Consider the following 25959-nt stretch of genomic DNA (forward strand, 5'->3'; position numbering starts at 1 on the left):
CTGACGAGGGTCGTCGGAGATTTTGAGGACGAGACCCTCTATCACTTCAATGGCAGCGGGGAGATCCTTGAAACGGTCTCTCTGGGTGCCAAGCGGATGACTTATGAGCAGATCCTTTGCCCCAACGATACCCTGCTGCTAAACAACAGCTATCTTCTCCAGCAGTTCTCACTCCGCACCCATGAAATCACGCCCTTTGCCAACAAGAAAAACAGCATGAAGGCCATGCTGGATGCCAGCGGCGACTTGGCCCTCTGGTACACAGGCGAGGAGATCGTCGTCTTTGACTTTGGTAGCAACACGGAGGTGTGGCGGGAAACGGTAAAATGCAAGAAGTCAAAAGACCCGAATTTTGCCTATTACTGCTTTGGGATGCTCTCTCCCCGGCAGAGCAAAGCGGCCTACCGTGTCACCGAGGGTGAGTATGTGCTGGTTGATCTGAAGTCCGCCCAAAAAGTTGTGATCCCCAATGCGGGCTGGCATCCCTTCTTCTCTCCGGATGACCAGTGCTTCTCGGTGGGCGGCAGGTTCTATCTGACTCAGACCGGAGAGGAAACGATCACTCCCCTCCCCTTCCCTGTCCGGCAGGGACTGTATTTTTCAGATACCTGCATGGTACGGACAAACGGCAGTCTGATGGCTGTTCAGCAGGATCGTGGCAGCTCTCCCATAGAGCTGTGGGATACCGGCAGCGGCCAGCTGTTGGCCACCAGTCCTACCAGGAGATGGCGGAGCACTACGGCACCGCCATTCTCCCCGCCCGGCCCCGCAGTCCCAAGGACAAGGCCTTTGTGGAGGGCTCCGTCGGCGTGGTCTCTACCTGGATCCTGGCTGCTCTGCGCAACCGCCAGTTTCTGTCCCTTGTGGAACTGAATCAAGCAATCCGTGAGAAGCTGGAAATCTTCAACCACAAGCCATTTCAGAAACGAGAAGGCAGCCGGGCATCCTGTTTTGCCGAGGAGCAGCTCTTTCTGCAGCCGCTGCCGGCAGCTCCTTTCGAGCTGGCAGTCTGGAAAGTGGCAACCGTCCAGTATAACTACCACATCAGTGTGGAGCGCATGAACTACTCCGTGCCGTATGAGTACATCAAGCAGCAGGTGGATGTGCGCCTTACCCGGACCACAGTAGAAATTTTCTTCTCTGGTACCCGTATCGCCTCTCATCTGCGGCTTCATGGCCGTCCCAACCAGTACAGCACGGTGGAGGACCATATGCCGCCGGACCACCAGGCCTACCTGCAATGGAATGGTGAGCGTTTCATCCGCTGGGCGGAGCAGATTGGCCAGCACACCGCTGCAGTGGTGCGGCTTTTCCTCTCTGCCCACAAGATAGAGCAGCAGGGTTACAAGTCCTGTATGGCCCTGCTGAAACTGGCAGAGCGCTATTCCCCGCAGCGGCTGGAGAACGCCTGTCGGAAAGCCCTCTCTTACACATCTTCCCCCAGCCTGAAAAGCGTCCAGTCCATCCTGAAATCCGGACAGGACAAGCTGCTGGATGAGGATGCTCTACCCAAACCGGAAGCGCCCAAAGCCCATAAGTTTACCCGAGGCGCCGGCTACTACAAGAGGGGGGAATGACCATGCTGAGCAATGAAACCGTACGTAAGCTGCAGGAGATGCACTTGGGCGTCATGGCAGAAGCCTTTTCAACCCAGCTGCAGGACAGCCAATTCCAGACCGTTTCCTTTGAGGATCGGTTTGCCATGTTGGTGGATGCGGAGTGGAGCGCCCGGAAAAGCAACCGCCTGACCCGGCTCATCCGCAACGCCGGTTACGCAGATCCTGCTGCCTGCGTCGAGAATATTGAGTATCACCCGGAACGAAGGCTGGATCGGGAGCAGATCCTGCGCCTGGCCTCCTGCACCTACCTCCAGGAAGCACACAATGTCATCGTTCTGGGAGCCACTGGGGCCGGAAAGACCTATCTGGCCTGCGCCCTTGGCATGGCTGCCAGCCGCAGTTTCTATTCCGTGCGGTATATTCGCCTGCCCGATCTGCTGGTGGAGATCTCTGTGGCCCGGACCAACGGAACCTACCGGGACTATATGAAAAAACTCAGAAAAGAGAAACTGCTCATCCTGGATGAGTGGCTGCTCTATCCCCTCAAGGAGGCCGAGGCCCGGGATGTGCTGGAACTGGTAGAGGCAAGAAACAAGGTGGCCTCCACTATCTTCTGCTCCCAGTACGACACCAGCGAGTGGCACGAGAACCTGTACGATCCGACTCTCGCCGATGCCATCTGTGACCGGATCATCTACAACGCCTATACCATCCAGATTGAGGGCGAGTCCATGCGCAAGCGCAAGGGCATTCCCGAGTGATTCCCCGCATGGCGGCCCCGTGCACCACGCCTGCGGCCGCCATGCACCATTTCGGCGGAATTGGTGCACCATTTAAGCGGAGGTGATGCACCATCATCTGCGGTCAAGCTGCACTTTTTGAGCGGCGTATGCAGCGCAACAAAACGGAAGTCCAAGGGACAGATGTATGTCCCTTGGACTTCCGTTTCTTTTACCCTACTCGCTCAAACGGTATCACCTTGCCCCTGCTCTCCTCCAGTGGATCAGATAGTTCCGGTTTGGCCGTAGCTATTTCCATGAAGCCACTGCTCTTCTCCGCCGTACCTCGCTGCATCTCGTTGATGACATGTGTACAGGTATCGAGAGCGAACCCGGTACTGCAGTACCCCAGCATACTAGACAGGATTTTCGCGTCCACACCGTTGGAGAGGGCCATGGTGGTGAAGGTGTGCCTCAAATCGTAATATCGTCGGTGAACTCCTCCTCTGCAAGCGTTCCTCTGGTGATGGCATTCTGGCGGGTGGGGTTGACCACAAAACTGATGCCTGCCATCTTTTCCAGCAGAGCGTCCGCGTCATGCTCCATCTTATACTCTATTTCATTATGATAGAGCGGGATCACTTGATAGAAGTTGACCTCCTCGCCACTGGGCAAAGTGCAGACTTCGCCTCCGTTCCAGACAACATCCTGCGGGCCTACCAGAAGTGCGCCGCAGAGTGCCGTGTTCTCCGCAAAGGGCGACTGCTTGTCCATTGTATGGCCAAATCCCAGCCAGGTATCGTTGGAAATGGGCAGGCGGGCCAACACTTTCAAGAGGCCAATGGGCCAGTACCACCGCTCATCCTTCAGGGATTCCTCATCCAGTTTCCAATCCGGCGGCAGAGCGATGGCCAGTTCCGCTCGCTCCAGCTTGTATTCCTCCAGCTCCTTCGGCACATTCATCCGGTGAGCACCCATACCCATCGTTACCAGTGTGTAATAACCCCGTTCCTCAGTGGGAGGAACAATGCAGATGTCCACATGGATGTCGGGAGAAACCAGCTCATGGAATACATTCTCAAACTCACCAAACGTGTTTTTGATGTGCTGCTCTATCGCAGACATCTCATCCTCCGAATAAACCTCAGGCTCACGCCTGTCCGCCGAGGACCAGATGGCATCCGCCTTTGTGCCGTCCGGATTCATGAAAATCTGAAAATACTGATCGTCTCCCGGCTGCTGATAGACAAGACTGATGCGACGGTTCTGCTCCACGAAGACTGCAACCAAAGTTCCCTCCGATTCCCCTTCCGGGGTGTGGAGCAACCATTCCCCGCTGTCCAGCCGTTCTTTGAGCTGCCGCAGCCAGTCCGCTCCCATTTTGGAGAGCCCGGCTTCGTTCATACGGAAGGAAAGATCCACAAGATGTTCCTTCACCATGTATCGAAATTCGCAGCAGGGTGAATTTTTCTCATAGCCATACCGCTCCGGGTGGAACAGTTCATAAAAGTCGGCAAGCCCCGCTTTGTCTACTCGGATACAGGCCAGAGCATACTGTTTCCCATCCGCATCCTCGTCCAGTCCCTGCTGGAGCGTTTGGTCGGCATCCGGGTTAATCCAGTGGTATTCCATCTGCTCCAAAGTCGCTCCGGATTCGATCTCCTGCTGCAAGGTCAGGAACTCATAATCACCGGGTTCCAGTTTCAATCCTTGTTTAACAGCATCCAGCGCGCCAGCTTTGTCACCAAAATGCGCCCTCAATTTCCCCACCTGCAGCCAGATCCAGGGGTAGTCCGGCTCTTCCTGGGCTCCCTTCTCCGCATAGTTGAGCGCCTCTTCCAGCCTGCTGCAGTACATCAGCGCCACAGAATACCGATAGTACCAGGTAGCACAGCCTGCGGCATTTTTCTCAGAATCCTTCATCCACTGAGCTGCCTGATAATAATGGATATAGTCATCCAGATTAAGGCAGGCAAAAGCGTACCAGAGGGCAATCTGCAGGTCCTGGTGGGCCTGCTTTTCGGTGAATCTTCCTTCTTCAATGCCAGTTTTGATGAAATCCTCCAGCCATTGAAGCATTCTCCAGAAGTAGCCGGAAATTCCGTCATCATAAGATTCCAGTGTTTCAATATCCTCTGCTGAAAGCAGAGAGCCGGTTTCCTCATGAATGTCAGGATCCGGTTCCGCCTCATCCAGCAGCGGCACACCGCCCACATCTCGCCGGAATGCGTGGAAGTGTGCATAGGGCAGGTTGCTTCCCTCAAAGAATGCCTGTGCCGCTGTCAGTACAGCGGGCAGATCCCATGCGATAAAATCCAGATACCCATAGTACAGACCGGTAGCCCCACCCAGGAAGGTCACAGCTTCCGCTCCTGCCTCCCGCAGAATGGCATCTCTCAAATCATCCCGGAAGTCCAGAATGGCTTCGCTCCGCTCCTCTCCGGAAAACCCTTCCAATGGGTAGCAAAGGAACCCCGCTGCGATGCCATCCCTGTGGTACTCATCCACCGCATCGCTGCGGGCAGACAGATAGTCGTTGATGAGCACTGGCAGGCGGCAGGCGCCGGCATATACATCCAACCGCCAGTCGGCCTCCGGGTCCTCCACCGGTTCCAGCTCGTAGGTAAGATAGCTGTTCTCCAGATAGTCGCTGCCATCCCTCCAAAGGGAGAGTCCCATGCTCTGCAGCAACTCCGGCAGCTGGGTAAGGCGCATGGCCGGTTCGTCTTTCGGCTGAGCATAAACATCAAACCCGGCAACAAAGGCAATAGCGGAAACTTCTCCAATGGTTTGATCCACCAGCATCGAGAGGGCCCACCAGACCTTGTCGGTGTCCTCTTTCAGGATCGGCGTCAGCTTTTCACAGCAAAGAACCAGACTCACCTGTTGATCGTCGGTTTTCTCGGCCCACATCTGCACATCCTCAGCCCGAACCTTGATCTCTCCAGCCCGCAGCTCGAACCCCTCACAGGGCTGACGGCCTACCCTTATATCCCAATGCTCCAGCACCGATTCCGGGGCCTGCTTCTGGAAGTACACGAGCGGAAACAGGCGGGAGCGAAGGCCCTCCGGACTGAGGATCAATTCATACTTTTCGCCATTGAAACCCAGCTCAAAGGAAGTATCACGCAGGGCCGTCTTGAGCGCATTCCCGCATTTTTCAATCAGTTCTTCGCCGCGTTGGCGCGTTTCGTCGATATCCATGATTTGACGCAGCTCCGCCTCAATCTGAGCAAAGGCCGCCCACGCTTCCTGCGTTCTTTCCCGGAAGTTCTTTTCAAACCGGGGCAGGGACAACCGACGTCGGCAATCGTCTATGTACTCCTGAGTATCTTTGTCGCCCGGGCGGGCTTTCAGGGCACTTTCAAAGTAACGCAGGGCGGGGCCTTCCTCGTCCAGATAGTAATAGGCCGAAGCGATCCGATAATTCCAGCAATGATCTTCGGCAAAATACTCCTCATGGGGGGCCAGAAGTTCCAGCGCCTTTTCAAAAGGCTCCCGTTCTCCTATATGTGCAACGGCAATATATGCCTTGGCCAATTCGCTGTCCAGTTCCGGGGTGCGCTCCTCAGCGGGAATTGCTTCCAGGGCGTCGATTACCTTCTGCACCTCGTCCTGCTCAAACCAGAGCTGGCATTGTTTCAACAAATCCATATCCGTACCTCCTTTATTTCGGCTTTTCTATACGGTTGTTATTTCACCGTAAATCATCGTTCAAATATCCCAGTCTATAAAATCTTCACGGTTCCATACAAAGTGCTGATACAGGCACTTCAAATTCCCCTGTTCATCCCGTGAGAGCTTCGCCCCGTTTTCATACCGCAAAGTGTCGGCATACAGGATAAAACCATCCACTTTCCCAGATAAAGCCCGAAACTCACCGTTTCCAATAACGGCTATATTGCCACATTCAAATGTAACCGAAGAAGATGTGGTGTGGATTTTCGTAATTGCTTCGATCATATGGGAATATCACCTCTCCTCTCCGGTCGATACCATTCTCCACCCGGATGTCTGCACTCGGATCACTGGACGGAAGAAGTCGTAGTCATTGTGGATCTCATTATCTTCCCGAACCTCCGGTTTACTGTGAGGGGAACAGGGCAAATATCCAAACAAAGATCCCATGCCACCGCAGATATTGCAGCCGCCGTCGCCGCCGCAGGTGGTCAATGTTTTCCCGTCTACCAGCTCCCGCTTATAGGGGTCATAGGCAATAGACAGGCCAAAGAAGTTCGCCTGCTCCATGTCGTATGGCTTGTCCTGGTCTTCCTGGCTTTCAAAGTGATGCAGATGCATGGAATAGTCCAGTCCATCCCCCCAAGGAAACAGGGTGCGGCATCCGCCCCCGCACAGATAGGCCCACTCATCCGGCGTGGGAAGGCTGGCCGCCAGCTCCCACAACAGGGATCGCTGAAACTCCGGGTAGGTCATTGGATGGCACAGCCAAGCTCGCCAGCTATCACCATTGCGCTCAAAGCGGACCGTTTCGTGTATTTCAAAACTCTGGCTGTTCTGGCCTGCCCATTTCTGCAAGTTCTCCAGCCAGTCGGGGTGGGCGGTGATGCGTGGATCGTTCATGGGTACGCTTTCCCAACCGATCTCCTCCAGTTTTCTGCCCACGAACATGGGGCCGATGGTCACCTGGCGTACTGGAGTCATTCCCTGCCGGAGAAATTCCTCCGCAGTGCCCTCGTATTCGATTTCCGCAAAAGTATCCGCCAGTTCCTCCTGGTTGGCCTTATCCATCCCTTGGACAAAGCTCTCCCAGCCAAGAATCACGGTATCGCCGGGGACAAAGACAAACTCCCGGCCACCTTTTTCAAACAGACCGGTGGTGCAGCTTTGTCCCCAGCGGGAAAAGGCGTACAGTTCCTTGAATGTCAAATGATAACGAGTCGCCAGCGTCTGCATCAGCCAGAGCTTATCGGATAGTTTCAGTGCATTAAATTGTGGGCGAAATAGTTTTTCGTTCATAGCAGCGCACCTCACAGCAAGTCCACTTCGATGCCGCACCGCTCCAGAATGGGCAGCACCTGTTCCGGCTTGGAGGACATGAGGGTAATATGTTTGAGATTGGGGAACTGGCGCAGTTCTGCCTCCGTAATGGTGTTAAGATCAAAAGCTCCATCCTCGCCATCCCAGAACGGACAGAGCTGGGTATAAATCTCGCTGCCGCCATCCATCTCGATTTCTGTGACCGACCGGGCCAGCCGCTCCGGGATCTGGTATTTCTCCAGCCACTTCCGAATCTCCGGGATGGGTTCATACCCTTCCGCGTCAATGTCGATCTTGCGCCGGCTATATTCTCTGGCAAACTCATGGGCATCCAGTTTAGGCGCCAGTAAGCCTTTCTCGTACATCAGGACTTCCATGACCGCGAGCTTGAAGTTGAAGGTATCAAAGTGCAACACTGGTTCCGTCGGTTTGGATAACTTGTATTTCTGTGCTTTCGCCGCCTTTTGCTCCGGCTCTTTCCAGCTGATCTGTACCATGGCGGAGAGGGCCTCCAGCTTTACTTTCTGCGCTGACTGCTCCTCCGGAACAGGCCCCGGCAAGCGGGTATAAACGGTAAAGCCGCCTAATTTGAGGGTATGGGCAAATCCGGCGAAATCCTTCCAGCCGGCCTCCCGGTAGTCCCTGGATCCAATCCAAACCGCTCCGTCAAATGTCTGCCGGACCGCATACTCTCCCTGCGCCGCTACCCGGACACCAAGGGTTTTGATGGTCTGCTCATCTTCATCCAACCAGCCCTGGAGTCCAAGTTCGTCCCACAAAGCAAGTGCCTGGGTATAGGGGCTCTCCCTGTCTGTAATGGGGCTTTTCCGTGTTCCATTTTGCAGGACAATGCGGGCGGACCCCAGCTTTTCCGCAAGTTGCGACAGGGTAAACGGCGGCGTAAATACCGATCCCAGAATAGTCAGGCTGTCTTTTTTGAGAATGATTTTTCGCTCCGTGGTCTTGGGCGGAAGAAAGATTGGCAGATTCGGGTACACTTCTTTGTACTCTCGCCATTCCAGCTTTTTGGGCTTGTTTGCCGTCCGAAGGAAACCCCAGAAGTCGATGGGATAACGAAACACCGGCCCAACCCTATCCCGCCGGGTGACGATCACCACCGTGCCATCGGTGAGTATTCCAATGTGCTGCATTTTCTCCCCGCCGAACATTCCCGGACGGATACGCAGCACTTCACGGGTGTTCCTATTGATAAGCTGGGCAAAGTCATCGGAGAGGATCTCGCCGTTCCCCTGCACCAGCAGCCAGTCCCCGGTAAACCAGCGCAGTTTCAGTCCCTCGCCCATTCCGGGCAGCGGGGCAATGCGGCACCGCCCGGTGTCCATGTCCAGTTCCAGCAGGCATTCTTCCATTCTCCCCTTGCCGCTGACTGCGTGGATCATGGTAATGCGGCCTGTGCCGGGAACGGGAACGGCCTCGGAGAGATGGTCGTATCCATTCAGAGAGAAGGTGTGTTTTGTTACCTTGCCGTTTTCCCATCGGTAAATCTGCCCCTTGTACCACTCGTTGGAAAAGTAGACCCGGCCCAGACCGTCTGTCACGATGCCACAATGGTATTTGGTGCTCCATCCATCTTCCGGCAGGGGCCAGTTTTTCACATCCTGACAGGTGCCCCGGTCGGTGAGTTCAATCCGTGTGGCGTTGGTGGGATCGCCCACCCAGAGGGAATGGTCAGCCCAGCACAGGGTCCGGGGCGGACCGTCATATCCAACGGGGGACGGTTCGGCCCAGTTGAGCGTGGCTGGATTCTTGCTCAGTAATGCCCGGCCAATCGTCCCGCTGCCAGTGGCTCTGGACGCGGCATAAAGTTCATGTTTCGTGGAATAGGTAAGGCACCCAAAGTGCGGCAAGCTGTGGGAGCGGATTACTTGCGGCGGACGGTAGCGCAGATCGGCCACACAGCCGTTTTTCCATTCTTCTGCATCCTGGTTTTTCCATTCGCCCGCCGCAAAATCACCCGCCAGGGAGTTGAAGAAATAATCGTACTCATCCTGAAGTATGTACTCCTCGCAGGGCATCAGCTTCCCAGGGTCCTGCTCCTTGGCATGGTCGCCCCATTTTCGCCCTTGCTGTTTCATCAGGTGGCAATATTGCCCCTGCTTTTTGCAGTAGCGTTCCCATTCGCTGCGTTCTTCTTCTGGGATCAAGGCAAACAGATACTCGTCCTCATCGTCCAGGTTATACAACGCCCAGCCGAAGGCAGAGAGTTCCTGCCCCAAGGCCGCCGCTCCTTTTTCATGGGGCAATTTCATATATTGGATGCCGATGGCGTCAAAGCGTTCATCCAGCAGCGCCGGGACCTGTGCGCCCCATTTTTCTCGAAGCTCCGCCAGAGTGTCCTGTACGGCTCCGTCAAATTTCAGAATGTCCAGCGCATCCTCTATGATTTGTTTGAACTCTGCCATCGGTCGTTTCCCCTTTTCCCAATTCCCACATCATAGCGACAGCCATGTGGTCAAAGCACTGAAAAATTACCAGTCCCGTTCCCGGATGGCCTCCTCGGTGTCAATGGGAATGTCAAACCACTCCAGAATGTAGGCAACGGTATCTCCAATACAATCCCTCGCCACCGTTTCAATCTCGCTGTCGTTTTCGTAAAATTCATCCTGAAGATCGTTGATGCCGCAGACCGCCTTATCCAGCGTGTTCTGTATCACTTCAGTGTCGGTTTCGCCGCTCTCCAGCAGGTCAATGACTTTTTGAAGTTCATCCTTTACCTTGTCTACCAGAAAAGCAGGATAATAATCATCCTGATACATCTCGTCCAGTAATTTATAATCGGGATCAAAGGTTTTCATATTGTTTCCTCCTATCGAAAAATTTCCTGATACCGCTCTCTCAGTTCCACCGGAGCTGCTTCCACCACTTTCTGGCCACCCTTGGCGCTGGCTTTGCCCCAGATCACATAGCAGACCGTTTCCCATGCGTATTGCAGCACTTCCTCCGGGCTGGCTTCTGTTTCCTCGGCGGGTTCCTCGTCATCATCGTCATCCTCGTCGGAGGAAAAACCGCTTGGAACGATCTCGGACAGGTGGCTTTTGGCCTCCAGCAGAGCGTCCAGGCTTTCTGCATTTGCCATCCACGCGGCATAGTCCTTGGAATACTTCATGTTCTGCATGGACAGCACCCCACGGACAAATACAGGGACGGTATCGGCGGTAAATCCGAACTGTTTCACATACTCCCGGAGGAATTTTTCCTGTAAGTGGGAGTGCTCATCATCGCAGAGATCGAGATAATCCCATACCAGCTGCCGCCACTCTTGCCCCAGCATTCCCAGAGCGAACACAGCAAAACTTCCGGGAAGCGCGCACTGCTCATCGCTGAGATTGGTGTACTGCTCATATTGCCGCATGGCAAGCCGGGCGTACCGTTCCATCAGGGGGTGGAGGCCAGGGTATACTGTCTGTGGGGAGGCCAAAGATGGAGAGCAGTTTCCCATAAAAACTGACCTGATCCTGTCGGAAGGCCTGAAAATTCTCCTCGGAAAGGCAACGGCGTACTTGCTGCTCCTCCTCAATGGACAAAACAGCGACTCCGCTTTTGGCACCGTAGCAGCAGTTTTTCAGGAAGGTCTCCACGCCCGCCCGCCAACTGAGCGTTGGGTCTTTCATCAGCTGACGGGCGTAGTCCAGCAGTCTGGGCTGCTGATATCGCAGGGCGTAGAGCACCAGTTCCTCCTTGGATGAGAAGAAACTGTAGAAGAAGGTCTTGGAGATCCCCACTTTTTTGCAGAGAACATCAATGCTGCTATGGATCAGCCCCCGATCCGCGATGCACTGGATCATGGTGACCATCAGGGCTTCCTTCACCTGCGCCCTCTCCTCATCGGAGTACGCCTTTCTTGCCACAAGCTGTCACCTTCTCATATAAAGTATAAAATTAAAAAATAGTCTTTATTTGTATTATAGCGAAACTCTATTGAAATGCAAGACTGTTCAAAAAATAACTCCCCCCAGTGCACCGCACTGAGGGCATAGCAGGCTGCGTTCAAGTATGCCAAAAAGCAGCTATGTGACACCACTTCCCTCGACGCTGTCTCCATACTCCTTTTCCTGTGTTCACAGCGCGGCATCCTGCAAAGCGATACTTTCGCCCCCTGTGTTCTGTATTTTAAGTTTCAATTAAGTTTCAGGGAATATGATAATGCTGTTCTCAAGCGAACAATCCACAATGAGAAAGGAACCTTCCCATGAAAAAGCAGCTACTTGCAATGGTTACCGCCGGTGCACTTCTGCTTTCCGCAACCGCCTGCGGCAAAAGCGAAAGTGAACAAAGTGTCACGGTCAGCCTTGCAGAACAGACCTTTACCGGCACGGTCAACGCCATCAGTGCCGATGAAATTTCCTTGACCACAGAAGACTCCGGTACGGTGATCATTCCCCTTTCCCCTGACACCATATTTCAGCAAGGGCAGCCCGGCATGGGCGGTCAGGCTCCCGGTGGCTCTGCTCCCGACGGCGAAGCTCCGCCGGACGCACCGGACGGTACAATGAGCAATGGCGAAACTCCTCCGGCTGCACCAGACGGCGCAGCCTCCGGCGAGGCGAACGCCCCTGATGTCCCGAACGGCGCCGCTTCCGGAGGGGAAGAACCTCCCGCTATGCCGGAGAACGGAACAACTTCCGGGCAGACTCCTCCGGAAATGCCGGAAGGCTCGGCCCCCGCAGACATGACGCAGCCCTCCCTGAGCTATAAGGATATTTCCCAGGGCGATACGGTAACCGTGGAAGTGGGCGATGATGGTATTGCCACATCAGTCACCCTTTCCGGCGGCGGGCCCGGCGGTGGCGGTATGGGCGGTGGTATGGGTGGCCAGTCCTCTGCACCGGACAGTTATGACGCTGCCAGTGAATATACCGAGGATTCCGAGGTTGCCAACAGCCAGCTGTCCTCCACCGGAACCGATGAAAATGCCGTTCTGCTTGCCACAGAGGGCGTGACCGCTCAGCTGAATAATGTGACCATCACCCGCCAGTCTGACGACAGCACCGGCGGCGACAGCTCCAGCTTTTACGGCGTGGGTGCTGCAGCTCTGGTGACAGACGGAACACTGGTCATCTCCGACAGTACCATCACCACCGATGCCGCAGGCGGCGCAGGCGTCTTTTCCTATGGCGACGGTATCGCGTATGTGTCCGACACCTCCATCACCACTGCACAGAACACCTCCGGCGGTATCCATGTGGCCGGTGGCGGCACCCTCTACGCCTGGGATCTGAGCGTGGTGACCGAAGGCGAATCCGCCGCGGCCATTCGTTCCGACCGGGGCAGCGGTACCATGGTGGTGGATGGTGGCAGCTACACCTCCAACGGCACCGGCTCACCCGCTGTTTACAGCACAGCGGACATCACCATCCACAACGCCGCATTGTCCGCCACCGGCTCCGAAGTCATCTGTATTGAAGGACTCAATACCATCCGACTCTTTGACTGCGACCTCTCAGGAAACATGAGCGATCTGGAGCAAAATGACTGCACCTGGAACGTGATCCTCTACCAGAGCATGTCCGGCGACTCTGAGGTCGGCAACAGCACCTTTGAAATGATGGGCGGCAGCCTTACCGCAGAAAACGGCGGTATGTTCTACACCACCAATACCGAATCCACCTTCGTCCTCTCCGGTGTGGACATCACCAACGCCGCCGACAGTGAATTTCTGCTGCGCTACACCGGAAACGCCAACGACCGCGGCTGGGGAACCGCCGGGGCCAACGGCGCAGACTGTCACTTCACCGGCATCCAACAGACACTGGAGGGTGATATCATCTGGGATTCCATCAGCTGCTTGGACTTTTATCTCACGCAGGGCAGCACGCTCACCGGCGCTGTGCTTCAGGATGAAAGCTATGCCGGCAATGGCGGCGACGGATATGCCACCCTCTATATCGATTCCGACAGCACCTGGGCAGTCACCGGTGACAGCACTCTGACGAATCTTCAGTGTGCAGGAACCATTGTGGACACCGCCGGGAACTCTGTATCAGTCGTGGGAACGGATGGCACCGTCTATGTGACCGGTACCAGTGATTTCACCATTACGGTGGAAACCTATTCCGACAGCGCGGATCTTTCCGGCGCATCCACCGCAGAAACTTGGAGCGACTACGAAGTGTCACAGTTCTGATCCCCCCAAACAGAAGCGTTGCGAACACAAAAAGCCCGGTTTGCAAAAAGCTCCCTCCCTTTTCATTCCGCAGGAATGGATCGGGAGGGAGTTTTTCTGTTTTGCGCCCTGTTTCTTTTTCTTTTCTGTGCAGCTGCGTTATGGCTTCATCAACATATATCATCTTGCCCGACCGTATGAACTAAAACGCGGGCAGCATCAATCTTTTTTCAAGAGACAAATTTCAAATGACCGGTTACGAAATATCTCTGGGCAGAGCATAGCGTACGAATTGCAATTTCACCATCGATTCCCTCGCCACTGCCAACGATGAACTGAAAGCCGCCGAACGGGCTCTGAATAAGCAGGTGGTAGGCGAAGGCGCTGTACTGCTGAAACATGCCGACGGTTATCTGCCCACACCCTCTTCACAATTTTGCAGCCTGCCAGTGGATGCAGGTTTTTATCCTGTTGGCAATGTATGCCCGGTCCCTTTCGGCATAGAACTTTAGCGGCTCCTCCAGTGCAGCAGTTATTTCGGCAACCGTAAAAGTCCATTGCAATTGGGGACCGTAGAGGGATCTGGCCGCCCGGACCTGTCGTGTGAATGTTGTGTTCAGCGGCTGCGCCCGCAGCAGCTTCATGTGGGAACGAGGTTCAATATCCATGGGATAGTCGCGCACATTGGAAAGAAGTCCCGCACCAAAGTCAAAAATGGGACAGTAAATGCATTTTTATTGATGGTTTCAAATGTGGTTTCACCAAATTCTATAGATGAGAAAAAGTCTGCAATGCGTTCCTGTGCAGATGTTTCCTTTTCGACGGTCTCCTGGGATTTTTGCGAATTCTCGTAATTCTTTCTGGCCCGCTCAACAAACCGTTTGAAAATGCCGTCCTTCAACTCAAACCCCATGGAGCCATCCGCATTGATTTTAGGGCGCAGGCCTTCCACAAAATCCGAATAGTCGTAGCTGGGGTGGAATTGCACGAACTCCACCTGCTCCTTTTGTTCATCCGTGAGCATGGAAAAATCGTCGAAATATCCATCGCTGATGATATCAGCGGCGATTTCTCTCGCAAGGTAAGTCTTACCGGTTCCCGGCGCACCACGGAAAATGATGTTTTTGGACTCAATCAGCTTGTCCGAATACGGATTGCGGTAACCATTGAAAACACGTTCCTTCTCCGATTGCTGCGGAGAGAGAGTTTCTGTGCTGTTTTGCTCAGAGACTTTTTCCTCCTTATCCTGCTTCTCTCGATAGGTAAGTACAAATCGGTCACCGGGTTCACCAAACCGCTTCAGACATTCCTGAATAAATACAATGGTAGAGAAAATATTCCAGGAATATATCACGAATTTGCGATCATTGTCATAACTGTAGGTAAGATACTCAATTGAATTGTGGTATTTTCGATATTCCTCTGCACTTGAAAAAATTCCTCGAATCACTCCACTATCCGGGCTATACTGACATACCGGAAAATTCTCCTTTTCTTCTACAGACAACGCCCGGATCTGCTTTTCGTAAATCTGGAAAGCCAGCTTTGGCATCGTCTGATTGGAGTTTCTTCGCTCACCTTTGGCGTAGTTTCGCTTGATTGTTTGCCCGTTCGCACCTTGAAAATACACACCAAGTGGGACAAAGTTATCTCCCAATCCTAAGCTGTCTTTGTCAAAGCACTCGTCCGTAGATGTGACTTGTTCAGCTGTGATCGTCAGCTCATACTTTTCCTGGTTGCCGGTAATGGTAAATCCTTTATTTTTGAGATAGTTTTTCGCTTCTATCGCATTGTAACCAGAGGTATCAATGGCAACTTCGTTTGCAAGATGGTTTGCAACGGCAATGACATACTTGGGCGGATAGAATTTTCCGTTCTCGCCCAGCAGGAAATACCGCATACTTTGGTTGTGATGGGGAACGCCGTTTTCATCAATAAATTCAATTGCTTTTAGAATGTCTTCCCGACTCACCTTTGGAATTGCCATTGTTGTTTCCTCCTATGTGATTCTGTCTCAAGAATGTTTTCAGCCTTATCAAAAAAGATTGGATGTAACTACGTTTTACGATTCATCTTTTTAAGAATAGAAGGTGCAGAATTCATTCTCTTTTTCAACTTGATTAGCGGATAATCATTCACCCTTACTACACATTCGCTTCGGCCCATAAATGGCTTCTTGCCTTCAAGAAAAGTCCTCACAGAACTCTATAAATTCACCTCTGAAATACCTTTATTATACAATAAAATACACATTTTCACTAGAAAAACGCGCTTATTCGTTTTAGTCGCATATACACTTCACAAAGAACCGTTTTCAGCTTCCACCCAATGTGGGTATTCTACCTGTACCTCGGCCTATCATAAAGAGTAAAAATTCATTTGTTAATCGAAGCGCGATATATTATAATTAAACTTATAAAAACAATATGGATGAGCCTCTTTTGCGGACATTGCTCATGGTTCATTCAGTGGGGTTTTACTCCCAGCACAGGAAACGGAGGAACAAACGCATGATAACAGGCGTGATTAAAAATAAGGTTGACAAAATATGGACTGACATCTGGGCGGGCGGTATCACCAACCCCCTCACCGTCATTGAACAGCTGACCTATCTCATGTTCATCCGTTCTCTGGATGAGAAAGAGCTGGAAACCGAAGAGTTCGAGAATATGACCGGCGAGAAGATGGACAAGATTTTCCCCCAGTCCGCTGTGGGGCAGTCCATGCGGTGGAGCAAATTCAAGAACAACGACCCCCGGGAGATTTACGATGTGATTTCCCGGCGGGTATTTCCTGCCATCAAGAGCATGAAGCACGGCCACCTGCCGGACTTCGACGAGCAGGGCGAGCTGGTGGAGGTCGGCGACGATTCCGCCAGCGACACGCAAAATGAGACCGCCTTCGCCCGCTACATGAGCGACGCCATGTTCCTGATTCCCACGCCCCAGGTGCTGCAAAAAATCATCACCGGGCTGGATGATTTGTATGAGCATGACATTGCCGACCGGGATATGCAGGGCGATTTGTACGAGTATATGCTGGGCAAGCTGGCCACCGCCGGGCAGAACGGCCAGTTCCGCACCCCCAAGCACATCCGGGAGATGATGGTGGAGCTGTTGCAGCCCACGCCGGACGATACCATCTGCGATCCGGCCTGTGGCACGGCGGGCTTTCTGGTCTCGGCCGCGGAATACATCCGCAAGCATTACGAGGACACCATGACCGCCGAGCAGTGGGAACATTTTGCCGGGGACGCCTTCACCGGCTTTGACACCGACCGCACCATGCTGCGGATCTCTGCCATGAACCTGATGCTCCACTCCATCAGCCACCCGGAAATTGATTACAGCGACAGCGTTTCCAAGCAGAACCAGATCAGTGACCGGTTCACCATCTGCCTGGCGAATCCCCCCTTCAAGGGGACTGTGGACGCGGAGAGCATCCACGACAACCTGAAGGCCGTGACCAACACCAAAAAGACCGAGCTGCTGTTTCTGGCGCTGTTTTTAAGGATGCTGAAAAAGGGCGGGCGCTGTGCCTGCATCGTGCCGGACGGCGTGCTGTTCGGCTCTTCCAAGGCGCACAAGGCCATCCGCAAGGAGCTGGTGGAGAACCATCAGCTGCGGGCGGTGATTTCCATGCCCTCCGGCGTGTTCAAGCCCTATGCGGGCGTGTCCACGGCGGTGCTGGTGTTCACCAAGACCGCCGCAGGCGGAACCGAAAACGTCTGGTTCTACGATATGAAGGCCGATGGTTTTTCTCTGGACGACAAGCGCAGCGAGGTTGCGGAGAACGACATTTCCGACATCATCGAGCGGTTCCATCATCTGGACAAGGAAACCGACCGCCAGCGCACCGAGCAGAGCTTCTTTGTGCCGAAGCAGGAAATTGCGGACAATGACTATGACCTGTCCATCAACAAATACAAACAGGTGGAGTATGTGCCGGTAGAGTACCCCTCGACCACGGAACTGATGGCCGACCTGCACGAGCTGGAAATGGAAATCACCACAGGGCTGGCAGAACTGGAGGGGATGCTGTGATGGCGAAGTTGGGGGATGTTTGCAAAAAGGAAACTTCCAATATTTCACAAAAAGATTTAGAGGGACGTAGAGGTAACTTCCCTATTTATGGAGCAAGTGGCTTTATTGCCAATGTGGATTTTTATCAACAGGAAAACCCTTATATCGCAGTCGTAAAAGATGGTGCAGGAATTGGGCGTGTTATGAAGCTACCTGCAAAATCATCTGTAATCGGAACCATGCAGTACATTATTCCAAACGATGCGGTAGACATTAGCTATTTGGCTTATGCAATGGAACACATGAATCTCTCCAAGTATTTTACTGGGGCAACTATTCCGCATATCTATTTTAAAGACTATCAAAAAGAAGAACTGCTACTCCCTCCCCTTGACGAGCAACGCCAAATTGCGGCGGTGCTGGACAAAGTGAGCGACCTGATTGCCAAACGCCGCCAGCAGCTGGACAAGCTGGATGAGATGGTCAAGGCAAGGTTTGTGGAGATGTTTGGGGATATGATTTATAATCCGTATAATTGGCCGACTCAACAGCTGGAAGAAATTGCGGATATAGTTTCTGGTATTACCAAAGGAAGAAAAGTTAAAGAACAAAGTTTGATAGAAGTTCCTTATATGGCCGTATCCAATGTGAAAGACGGATATATCGACTGGAAAACAGTAAAAACGATTTTGGCTACACAATCTGAAATAGAGCAGTATCGTTTATTGCCCTATGATATTCTTATGACTGAGGGTGGCGATCCAGATAAATTAGGTCGAGGTGCTGTCATTCAAAATCCACCCAAAAACTGTATTCATCAAAACCATATTTTCCGCGTTAGATTGAACGAATCAATCTTGTTGCCCAGTTATTTTTCTGAATTTTTGAAACACCAAAAAGCAAAGCAATATTTTCTAAGATGTGCAAAACAAACAACAGGTATAGCAAGCATAAACATGCGGCAGTTAAAAGGGCTACCGATACTGTTGCCTCCCGTTGATTTGCAAAATCAATTTTCTGCCTTTGTTAATCAAATAGAAAAAACAAAAACCACAATCAGTATCAATCTCAAGAAATTAGAAATATTAAAAATGGCGTTGATACAAAAACATTTTGGGTGAGGTGTTCTCTAATACATGTTAAGTCGTAGAGATATAGAGAAGGAAATTGGAAAAGGGTTATGTTTTTATCCTCTTAAACCATCTAATATAAAGGAAAACTCAGTTAATGTTACGATAAGTAAATATGCATGGTGTCAATCCGATGCAACAATATACTGGTATGGCAAAAACAAGTTTAGTCTAAGTAGCAGTCATGGAACGATTAGAAAAACACTGCATTACAGAAAAGGGCAAAGAATAGTTTTTACTGACTACCACAAAGGTGGACACAATTCTCAATACCTCTTGTTGTTGCCTCACCAAACGACCATTGTGGAAACCGAGGAGGTAATCGGTATAGGGAATCACATTGGTGGAGCTGTACACTCGAAAGTTGGGGTTGTCGCGCAAGGAGTTGGTGATACTGGAACAATGTTGGGTCCAGGATATTGTGGTCACCTCATGATTTCACTACACAATATTACTGATGACGTTATCGTTCTAAATGTTGGCGACACGTTTGTATCATTGACCTTTGATTATTTAACCACAAGCGTAATAAGGACTAGCGCCACCGTTTCCAGTCACTATGATAGACTGCTTGAACATTCTTGCGACATGAATTCCGATGACAAAGATTACTTTTCTCAAGATTGGAAGTCGACTTTCAACTCAATATCCGAAAAAATGTGTAGCTCTGCAGAGTTCCTCGAGTATAAAAAGACTCTCCAAAAAAATCGTTTCAAAGAGTTTCGAAAATACATAAATAAAAGGAATATATTTGCTGTAATTTTAGTTTGTATTGCTTTTGCTTCACTTTACGGTGGCGCTCTTTTTTTAGACACTTTGGGTACAGATCCGGTGTGGGTAGATAGGTTTTGGAATGTGGGTTGCTCCGGTTTGATTGGGTCGTTTTTGATGTGGTTATGGGGATTCCTCAAAGACAAAAAGTGAGGCTATACAATTTTCTCTTTCTAAGAATAACAGTAAATGTATTCTGCTTTAGTTAATTACATACACGCAAGGATATTTTTAAAATTATTTTAGAAAAAAGAGGTATTCTTATGGCTGACAAAGAATATATGCGAAAGCATAAAGAATCTTTTCCTGTTGTCGCAATTTGTTATGACTTTGACAAAACATTATCTCCGGATGATATGCAGGCTCAGGGATACATCCAATCGGTCGGATACGACATCCCCGATTTTTGGAGAAAATCCAATGATCTTGCCAGTGATAATGAAATGGACCAAAATCTCGCCTATATGTTCACAATGAAGCAAGAGTCGGAAGGGAAAGTTTTATTCACAAAAGATACTCTTGAAAAATACGGTGCCTCTGTCGAACTGTTTCCAGGGGTTGAAGAATGGTTTGAACGCATTCGTGAGTATGGGACAGAAAAAAATGTTATTGTGGAGCACTATATCATTTCTTCAGGATTAAAAGAAATGATCGAGGGAACTTCAGTGGCAAAAGCTGGGGCTTTTGAGAAAATTTATGCAAGTTCTTTTTATTACAACGACAATGGAGTAGCTGTATGGCCTGCTCAGGTTGTGAACTATACAAATAAAACTCAATTTTTGTTTAGAATAGAAAAAGGTGTTTTGGATATCAATGATCCTGCCGTTAATGAATCTTTTTCTCCCGAGGAAATGCGAGTTCCTTTTCGCAATATGATTTACATTGGTGATAGCGATACAGATATTCCTTGTATGAAACTCGTCAATTCTTATGGTGGTCATTCTATTGGTGTCTACAATGCTAAGACTAAAGATAAAAGCAAAGTTTATAAAATGATGCGTGATGGTAGAATCAAATACTTTGCCCCTGCTGATTACACAGAAGGCACAGAACTGGATGGTTTGGTGAAATCTATCATTGATCGAACCGCCGCAAATGAGGCATTAGAAGCACTGCATTACAAATACAAAATAGAGCGAATTAAAGCAGATAAAGGAAGCAATGATGAAGCACGCAAAAAAACCGACTTGCTAATTGCCTTAGAAAACAGCCGAAGCTTTACAACAACTCACAATGTCATTGAAAAATTACAAGCAATTGATGAATGGTCATTCGACGAAAAAGAAATTTTATTTGAAACCGCTTATAATAATAGTCAGGTTCGCTATATATTAAAAGATTTAGATGTAGCAAATTTCTATAAAAAACTATTAAAAAGTGTGAGAGCAATGACGCCAACTATTCAGAAAATCAAAGATCTCTTAGAGAATGATAATTGAGGATGTGTTTTTATGGGGAACTTTGTTTTTCTCCAGCCAAAACCCGAATACTCCCTCTTTGCCCCTGCCTGCATAGAAGCCGAGAAAATCTATTCCTCTGCTCCGGCCATGTGTGCGGTGGGCTGCCGCAAGGCGCTGGAGCTGGCGGTGAAGTGGGTCTATGCGGCGGACAAGTCCATGAAAATGCCCTACAAGGACAATCTGCAATCCCTCATTCACGAGCCGACCTTCCGCTTTGCTGTGGACTCCGACACCTGGGGCAAGATGCCGTTTATCATCAAATTGGGCAATCTGGCGGTACATACTGAGCGCAGCGTTCAGCCGAGCGATGCGCTTGCTTCCCTGCGCGGTCTGTTTGAGTTTGTGCAGTGGATTGACTACTGCTATGGCGCGGACTATCAGGAGCGCACCTTTGACGAGAACCTTGTCCCCACCGAAAAGGTGGCGGTGGACACCCGAAAAATCAAGGAACAGGAAAGCCTGCTGGACCAGAAGGACGCCGAGATCGAGGCGCTGCGCAAGCAAATCGAGCAGATGTCCGCCCGGTACACCGCCGAAAAGGAGCAGCACCAGAAGGAACGCACCTTCCAGCCGGAGGACCTCTCGGAATTCAAGACCCGCAAAATCTACATCGATGTGGATCTGAAGCTGATGGGCTGGAAGTTCACCGGCCCGGATGCTGATGTGCAGGAGGAGTATCGCGTGGAGGATATGGCCGGAGTACCCGGTCAGCCGGGCTTCTGCGACTATGTACTGTTTGGGAAGGACGGATTACCCCTGGCGGTGGTGGAAGCTAAGCGCACCAGCAAGGACCCCAACATCGGGCGCAAACAGGCGGTTTTGTATGCGGATTGTCTGGAACGGAAGTTTGGCCGCCGCCCCATGATGTTCACCACTAACGGCTTTGAAACCTACTTCTGGGATGACCAGACTGCCCCACAGCGGAAGGTCAGCGGCATTTTCAGCAAGGATGACCTGCAAAAGCTGATGAACCGCCGCACCGAGCGGATGGATTTGATGGGTGTTTCCATTGATGACAAAATCACCGACCGGTATTACCAGAAGGAGGCCATCCGGGCGGTGTGCGAACAGATTACACAGGGGTTCCGCAAGCATCTGCTGGTGATGGCCACCGGCACCGGCAAAACCAGAACCGCGTCCAGCCTGACCGATGTGCTCAGCCGCGGCAAATGGGTAACCAACATTCTGTTTTTGGCCGACCGCACTGCGCTGGTGAAGCAGGCAAAGGACGATTTCAAGAACTATCTGCCGGATATGTCCCTGTGCAACCTCTGCTCCAACAAGGACGACCGGAACGCCCGCATTGTGTTCTCCACCTACCCCACCATCCTCAACGCCATTGACGATACTAAATCCAAGGACGGGCGGCAGCTGTTTACTCCGGCGCACTTCGACCTGATTATCATTGACGAAAGCCACCGGAGCATCTTCAAAAAGTACCGGGCCATCTTTGAATATTTTGACGCCTTCATGGTGGGCCTGACCGCCACGCCGAAAACCGATGTGGATCGGAACACCTACGATTTCTTCGAGATGGAACACGGTGTGCCCACCTATGCCTACGACTATGAAACGGCAGTGCAGCAGGACCATGTGCTGGTTCCCTATTACAACTACGAGGTCAAAACCCGTTTTCTGGAGGAAGGCATCTCCTACGATGATTTGTCCGAAGAGGACAAAGAGCGATATGAGGATGATTTCATCGAGGACGGTCAGCTGCCGGACTTTATCCCCTCCGCTGCCCTCAATAAATTTGTGTTCAACGAAACCACCGTGGACATCGTGCTGCAGGACCTGATGGACCGGGGTATCAAGGTGGCGGGCGGCGACCGTCTGGGGAAAACCATCCTGTTTGCCCAGAACAAGCGACACGCGGAGTTTATTCTGGAGCGGTTTAATAAGCTGTACCCCCAGTACCGGGGCAGCTTCGCCCAGCGGGTGATTTGCGACGACGCCTATGCCCAGACCATCATCGACGATTTCAAGCTGCCAGAAAAAGAACCGCACATTGCCGTATCGGTGGATATGATGGACACCGGCATCGACGTGCCGGAATGCGTCAATCTGGTGTTTTTCAAAAAGGTTCGGTCAAAGGCAAAGTTCTGGCAGATGATTGGCCGCGGCACCCGGCTGTGCAAAGGGCTGGCCTGCGTGGACCAAATCGACGGAACCTATACCGACAAGCGGCGCTTCCTGATTTTTGACTACTGCGGCAACTTCGAATACTTCCGGCAGCACAAAGAAGGCTACGAAACCAGAGAAACCAAAACGCTGTCGGAAAACATCTTCGGCAAGCAAATCAAAATCGCCATGGCGCTGCAGGAAAGCGCCTTTACCGGGGAGGATTATCAGGCATGGCGTAAGGAGATTGTCAACACCTGTCACCGGCAGATTCTGGCCCTCAGCCCCGACCTGATTGCGGTAAAACTTCGGATGAAGGCGGTGGAGAAATACAAAAAGCCGGAATCGCTTGTGTCCATCAGTGAGGGCGACAAGGGCGAACTTCTGACGCAGATTGCACCGCTGGTGCGCTCCGAAGAATCGGACGAGTTTGCAAAACGGTTTGACAACTTCATGTATGGCCTGATACTGGCGCACATCGAACAGATGCCCGCGTTCAAGTATGCCAAAAAGCAGCTGTGTGACACCGCTTCCCTGCTGGAACGCAAAGCCAGCATTCCGCAGATTCAGGAAAAGCTGCCGTTGCTGCGAGAAATCCAGACCGATGGGTTCTGGGATGCAGGCGATGTTCTGTTGTTTGAGCGGGTCCGGGAAGAGTTACGGGAGCTGATTCGCTTTTTGGACGAAGGCGGCGGAGAGCAAAAGCGCATTGTCACCAAACTGACCGACCCGATCATCGACAGTCAGGAGGGAATCCAGTTGGATGCCGCCTATGATTTCGAGGATTACCGGTTAAAGGTCAACCGGTATGTCAACGAGCATGGCGACACGCTGGCAATTCACAAGCTGACGCACAACATTCCGTTGACGCTGGGCGATTATCAGGAGCTGGAGCGGATATTGACCAGTGAACTGGGCAGCAAAGAAGACTATGCCCGCGAGTTTGGTGATACGCCCTTTGGTTTGCTGATTCGTAAAATCACCAAGCTGGACCATGAAGCGGCAATGCAGGCGTTTTCCTCCTTCATCAATGGCCAGTCGTTGAATCAGCAGCAGATTGCGTTTGTGAACAAAATCATCCATCACATTGAACTGAACGGATACATGGAGAATGTGGCGGAGCTGACAAGGCCGCCCTTTGACAAGCCGGTCAGCTTCATCAAGCTGTTTGACGCAAAAACCAGAACCTCCTTGCTGGAAACAATCAATCAGGTTCGTGAAAACGCCGTTCAGATCACGGCATCATAAAAACAGAAAACCAGGCGCAGAGATTCACCTCAGCAGGTGACTCTGTGCCTGGTTTTTTATTAATATGTATGGCTGTGTTTTTTCGATTCACTCTTCAAGCAAATTGCTGCCGGCCAAATCCTCTTCAATCAGATCCGTAATATAGCCGTTCACACTCTTGTTCAGCTGTTCCGCCCGCTTCTGAATGATTTCTTTCTGCCCTTTCTTCACCCGAACCCGGACATCATCGTATGCTTTTTTGTTATAGCGATCCTTTACTTCAGCAGAGGTTTTCCCCACAGATAATCACTTCCTTTTCTAAAAATATATTTAATTAAGTATAACACACCGTTTTTGATGGTACCAGTATGCAATATGCACAAATGCCCGCATGGTGGTACCAGTATCATTTGTGGAATCAGCGAATATACATGGTGGTACCAGTATGTTATAATTTAACCATAGACAGGAGACACGCTCTTGCTAATCAAAATAACGTGAGGTATCAACATGAAACACATCCGCACCCACTTCATCTATGAGGTGGACAACATCCCGGATCACCGAAGCAGGCAGTTTGGTCATTGCCCCTGCCTGCTTGCCGTGATAAAGTCCCCTGCCCTTCTAACAAAAAAGCCGTATCTGAGCGGCAACTCAGACACGGCAAACGCAAAATGAACAGTCCGTTAAAACAATCCAATCTGCCCTCTCATCATAACATGCCGGCCGCAACAAAACAAGCCGGAAAAGGGCAATGGATTACCCACATTCCTTATAAATAAGAAAGAGAGGATTCAATATGAACAACCAGAACATGAACAACATCACCGCTTGCACCAACGAGAGCCACGAAATCGCCATCAACATCACCCGCAAGGCTTTTGTCGGGTTGGCCCGTCAGGGAATGCTCTTCCATCAGGGTGTCCTCGAGGGGTGCGATGACGCCCTCGCCGCCGTACTGGAGGGCGAAAAGGCCCGGATCTGCGTGGCGCTGGCACCTGATGCGGACAAGAACTATATTCACCTGGCAGTGGCCGACTGGGGCTGTGGCATGGATCTTGCCGCACTCACCAATGCGCTTCAGCTGGGCAGTGCTCCGCTGACCAACAGCCGTCTGAATGAGCACGGATATGGTCTCAACAATGCGCTGGCCTGTCTGTCCGGCGGCACCGGTGACTGGTGCATCTACACCCGCAGCCAGCCGGGCCCTTATTACAAAGTGAGCGGCCCCTTTGACCTGAAGATGACCGTAACCGAGGAAAACAATCTTCAGCTGCCCGAGGGCTTGAATCTTCAGTGGCCCGATCCTTCCACGGTTATCTATGTGCGGGTGCCGATGGCCATTGCCCGCACCCTGCAGCGGCAGGGCAACCGAAAGCTCAGTGATCTGGCCACCCTGCGGCTGTGGCTGATCGAGCATCTGGGCGTTGCCTACCGGGGCTACCTGGAACTGAATCCGGTCACGCTGGAGCCCAGCGCCAAGATCGCGGTAACGGTAGGTCAGAGCAGCATGCTGGTTCCCCCCATCCAGGTTCCCATGATGATGGCCCGCACCGAAAAGCTGGAAGTGGAACTGGGTGGCCAGATTGTACCGGTGATTTACGTCCATGGCACCCTCGATAAATCCAAGCGGGATCATCTGGTACTGGGCGGCAAGTCCCGGTATTACTATCAGGGAACCCAGCCCACGCAGGGCATCGATATCCGGTTGGGCAAGCGGGTGATTGCCACCGCTCAGCTGGGTGAGATCTGGCACAAAGAAGACGGCACGCCCATTTCCCGGCACAACAGCTACAACGATTTTGTGGGCGAGCTGATCCTGCCGGAG

The 25959-nt window shown here is 51.7% G+C and carries 17 protein-coding genes and 1 pseudogene; 9 read left to right on the top strand and 9 right to left on the bottom strand.

The window, feature by feature from the left end; all coding sequences use genetic code 11:
- Positions 1-707: 707 nt before the first annotated feature.
- Positions 708-1577, top strand: a pseudogene (locus B5G03_RS14705) (Mu transposase domain-containing protein); the annotation flags it as partial.
- Positions 1578-1579: 2 nt separating this feature from the next.
- Entirely contained in the window at positions 1580-2320 is a 741-nt protein-coding gene (gene istB / locus B5G03_RS14710) for an IS21-like element helper ATPase IstB (RefSeq protein ID WP_087182442.1), read from the top strand.
- A 432-nt stretch (positions 2321-2752) separates the two neighbouring features.
- Here istB and B5G03_RS18090 read toward each other — a convergent pair whose 3' ends face one another.
- From B5G03_RS18090 to B5G03_RS14750, 7 genes are all read right to left on the bottom strand, one after another.
- On the bottom strand, positions 2753-5932 hold the full coding sequence (locus B5G03_RS18090) for a suppressor of fused domain protein (protein ID WP_343286908.1): 3180 nt from the start codon (positions 5930-5932) through the stop codon (positions 2753-2755).
- 60 nt (positions 5933-5992) lie between these two features.
- On the bottom strand, positions 5993-6241 hold the full coding sequence (locus tag B5G03_RS14725) for a hypothetical protein (RefSeq protein ID WP_058964321.1): 249 nt from the start codon (positions 6239-6241) through the stop codon (positions 5993-5995).
- Between the two features lie 9 nt (positions 6242-6250).
- On the bottom strand, positions 6251-7255 hold the full coding sequence (locus B5G03_RS14730) for a hypothetical protein (protein ID WP_087182429.1): 1005 nt from the start codon (positions 7253-7255) through the stop codon (positions 6251-6253).
- 11 nt (positions 7256-7266) lie between these two features.
- Positions 7267-9699 carry a DUF6892 domain-containing protein gene (locus B5G03_RS14735; protein ID WP_087182430.1) on the bottom strand — a complete coding sequence of 811 codons (2433 nt, stop codon included), beginning with the start codon at positions 9697-9699 and terminating at the stop codon, positions 7267-7269.
- Between the two features lie 66 nt (positions 9700-9765).
- Positions 9766-10092 carry a DUF5713 family protein gene (locus tag B5G03_RS14740; RefSeq protein WP_087182431.1) on the bottom strand — a complete coding sequence of 109 codons (327 nt, stop codon included), beginning with the start codon at positions 10090-10092 and terminating at the stop codon, positions 9766-9768.
- Between the two features lie 11 nt (positions 10093-10103).
- Positions 10104-10673 (bottom strand): DUF6138 family protein, encoded by a 570-nt coding sequence (locus tag B5G03_RS14745; protein WP_242962485.1) that lies wholly within the window; start codon positions 10671-10673, stop codon positions 10104-10106.
- On the bottom strand, positions 10636-11145 hold the full coding sequence (locus B5G03_RS14750) for a TetR/AcrR family transcriptional regulator (RefSeq protein WP_242962486.1): 510 nt from the start codon (positions 11143-11145) through the stop codon (positions 10636-10638). The genes B5G03_RS14745 and B5G03_RS14750 overlap by 38 nt, the downstream gene beginning before the upstream one ends.
- 341 nt (positions 11146-11486) lie before the next feature.
- On the opposite strand from B5G03_RS14750, the gene B5G03_RS14755 reads away from it, so the two are divergent.
- Complete coding sequence (locus B5G03_RS14755; RefSeq protein ID WP_087182432.1) at positions 11487-13421, top strand: autotransporter outer membrane beta-barrel domain-containing protein; 1935 nt, start codon at positions 11487-11489, stop codon at positions 13419-13421.
- A 619-nt stretch (positions 13422-14040) separates the two neighbouring features.
- On the opposite strand, the gene B5G03_RS17645 is transcribed toward B5G03_RS14755, so the two are convergent.
- Positions 14041-15387 carry a hypothetical protein gene (locus B5G03_RS17645; protein ID WP_087182434.1) on the bottom strand — a complete coding sequence of 449 codons (1347 nt, stop codon included), beginning with the start codon at positions 15385-15387 and terminating at the stop codon, positions 14041-14043.
- Between the two features lie 523 nt (positions 15388-15910).
- Between B5G03_RS17645 and B5G03_RS14770 the strand changes: the two genes are divergently transcribed.
- The 5 genes from B5G03_RS14770 (at position 15911) to B5G03_RS14790 (ending at position 24152) form a co-directional block, all read left to right on the top strand.
- Entirely contained in the window at positions 15911-17443 is a 1533-nt protein-coding gene (locus tag B5G03_RS14770; RefSeq protein WP_087182435.1) for a type I restriction-modification system subunit M, read from the top strand.
- Positions 17443-18543 carry a restriction endonuclease subunit S gene (locus B5G03_RS14775; protein ID WP_087182436.1) on the top strand — a complete coding sequence of 367 codons (1101 nt, stop codon included), beginning with the start codon at positions 17443-17445 and terminating at the stop codon, positions 18541-18543. The genes B5G03_RS14770 and B5G03_RS14775 overlap by 1 nt, the downstream gene beginning before the upstream one ends.
- A 15-nt stretch (positions 18544-18558) precedes the next feature.
- Positions 18559-19476 carry a dCTP deaminase domain-containing protein gene (locus tag B5G03_RS17165; protein ID WP_140401718.1) on the top strand — a complete coding sequence of 306 codons (918 nt, stop codon included), beginning with the start codon at positions 18559-18561 and terminating at the stop codon, positions 19474-19476.
- 110 nt (positions 19477-19586) lie between these two features.
- The gene (locus B5G03_RS14785; protein ID WP_087182438.1) at positions 19587-20762 is read left to right on the top strand and encodes an HAD family hydrolase; all 1176 of its coding nucleotides are present in this window, start codon (positions 19587-19589) and stop codon (positions 20760-20762) included.
- Between the two features lie 12 nt (positions 20763-20774).
- Positions 20775-24152 (top strand): DEAD/DEAH box helicase family protein, encoded by a 3378-nt coding sequence (locus B5G03_RS14790; RefSeq protein WP_087182439.1) that lies wholly within the window; start codon positions 20775-20777, stop codon positions 24150-24152.
- Between the two features lie 87 nt (positions 24153-24239).
- Here the strand turns inward: B5G03_RS14790 and B5G03_RS14795 are convergent, their stop codons facing one another.
- Positions 24240-24431 carry a hypothetical protein gene (locus tag B5G03_RS14795; RefSeq protein WP_087182440.1) on the bottom strand — a complete coding sequence of 64 codons (192 nt, stop codon included), beginning with the start codon at positions 24429-24431 and terminating at the stop codon, positions 24240-24242.
- A gap of 499 nt (positions 24432-24930) precedes the next feature.
- Between B5G03_RS14795 and B5G03_RS14800 the strand changes: the two genes are divergently transcribed.
- Positions 24931-25959: hypothetical protein (locus B5G03_RS14800; RefSeq protein ID WP_206423635.1), on the top strand; the 1029-nt coding region annotated here is incomplete at its 3' end.

The sequence above is a fragment of the Gemmiger sp. An50 genome (assembly GCF_002161595.1).
Classification (GTDB): Bacteria; Bacillota; Clostridia; order Oscillospirales; family Ruminococcaceae; genus Allofournierella.

Coding starts and splice junctions, on each gene's coding strand:
- istB (WP_087182442.1), top strand. CDS start 1,580: ATGCTGAGCAATGAAACCGTACGTAAGCTGCAGGAGATGCACTTGGGC.
- B5G03_RS18090 (WP_343286908.1), bottom strand. CDS start 5,932: ATGGATTTGTTGAAACAATGCCAGCTCTGGTTTGAGCAGGACGAGGTG.
- B5G03_RS14725 (WP_058964321.1), bottom strand. CDS start 6,241: ATGATCGAAGCAATTACGAAAATCCACACCACATCTTCTTCGGTTACA.
- B5G03_RS14730 (WP_087182429.1), bottom strand. CDS start 7,255: ATGAACGAAAAACTATTTCGCCCACAATTTAATGCACTGAAACTATCC.
- B5G03_RS14735 (WP_087182430.1), bottom strand. CDS start 9,699: ATGGCAGAGTTCAAACAAATCATAGAGGATGCGCTGGACATTCTGAAA.
- B5G03_RS14740 (WP_087182431.1), bottom strand. CDS start 10,092: ATGAAAACCTTTGATCCCGATTATAAATTACTGGACGAGATGTATCAG.
- B5G03_RS14745 (WP_242962485.1), bottom strand. CDS start 10,673: ATGGAACGGTACGCCCGGCTTGCCATGCGGCAATATGAGCAGTACACC.
- B5G03_RS14755 (WP_087182432.1), top strand. CDS start 11,487: ATGAAAAAGCAGCTACTTGCAATGGTTACCGCCGGTGCACTTCTGCTT.
- B5G03_RS17645 (WP_087182434.1), bottom strand. CDS start 15,387: ATGGCAATTCCAAAGGTGAGTCGGGAAGACATTCTAAAAGCAATTGAA.
- B5G03_RS14770 (WP_087182435.1), top strand. CDS start 15,911: ATGATAACAGGCGTGATTAAAAATAAGGTTGACAAAATATGGACTGAC.
- B5G03_RS14775 (WP_087182436.1), top strand. CDS start 17,443: ATGGCGAAGTTGGGGGATGTTTGCAAAAAGGAAACTTCCAATATTTCA.
- B5G03_RS17165 (WP_140401718.1), top strand. CDS start 18,559: ATGTTAAGTCGTAGAGATATAGAGAAGGAAATTGGAAAAGGGTTATGT.
- B5G03_RS14785 (WP_087182438.1), top strand. CDS start 19,587: ATGGCTGACAAAGAATATATGCGAAAGCATAAAGAATCTTTTCCTGTT.
- B5G03_RS14790 (WP_087182439.1), top strand. CDS start 20,775: ATGGGGAACTTTGTTTTTCTCCAGCCAAAACCCGAATACTCCCTCTTT.